Annotated in this window: 1 pseudogene; it reads right to left on the bottom strand. The window is 40.3% G+C overall.

Features of this window, described 5'->3' with window-relative positions:
* Positions 1 to 637: pseudogene (locus tag ACFIM8_RS09230) on the bottom strand (integrase arm-type DNA-binding domain-containing protein); the annotation flags it as partial.
* Positions 638 to 764: the final 127 nt, after the last annotated feature.

Below are 764 nucleotides of genomic sequence, written 5' to 3'. Positions count from 1 at the left end.
CATCTTTCCAATCCATTGCTGGTCTATTTTGCGTTTTATGACGTTGTTTTCCTAAGAGCGCGCGTGCTTTTGTTGTTGCTTGTAAATTAACATCCAAACTCAAAGCCGCAGCATGTTTGAGACAAATATTAAGACGGTTTAGTGCTTTCTCTGCTGTTGTAGCTTTTGTATGCCAAATAGGAACAAGCGTGTTGCGTATCTCTGTTTGGGTAATTTCTGAAATGGACAGACTGCCTAATTTAGGGAGAATGTAAAGCCGCAAGGGAGAAAACCAGTTCCCATTCTTACCATTACCTTTTAATTCAGCTTTCCGACTTTCAAAAGTACCCAAAGCGATATCTTTTAAATAATGGAGATTGCTTCACACTTTTGTTTATTGCGTTCTTTAATGGGATCACGACCTTTACGTAAAACAGAATGCCATTGGTTTGCCAATTCACGCTCTTTTTTAAAGAAACATCTCTCAAAGAGCATCCAAGCCCATTTCGCGATGGCGATCATGAATGGTATAACGATAAAACCATTGAGCACTTCCATCTTTACGTTTATGAAAAAGCAAGCCGGCACCATCACACACTTTGCCAGCTCGTGGGTGTTGCGACAGCCCTTGGCACGTAAGACGATTCATAAGAGCCATTTTTAGTTCTTTCTTATACAGTTTTTACCCACACGCCAGCTTCGCTTGTGACGTGCAAGCGAATGGTTTTGATTGATTCAAGATAAACAGATTTGAAATGAGACAATCTTACGATATTCGGGATTCT

Source organism: Bartonella sp. AC535YNZD, from assembly GCF_042196625.1.
In the GTDB taxonomy this organism is placed as follows: domain Bacteria; phylum Pseudomonadota; class Alphaproteobacteria; order Rhizobiales; family Rhizobiaceae; genus Bartonella.
This window is presented reverse-complemented; position numbering and strand designations above follow the sequence as displayed.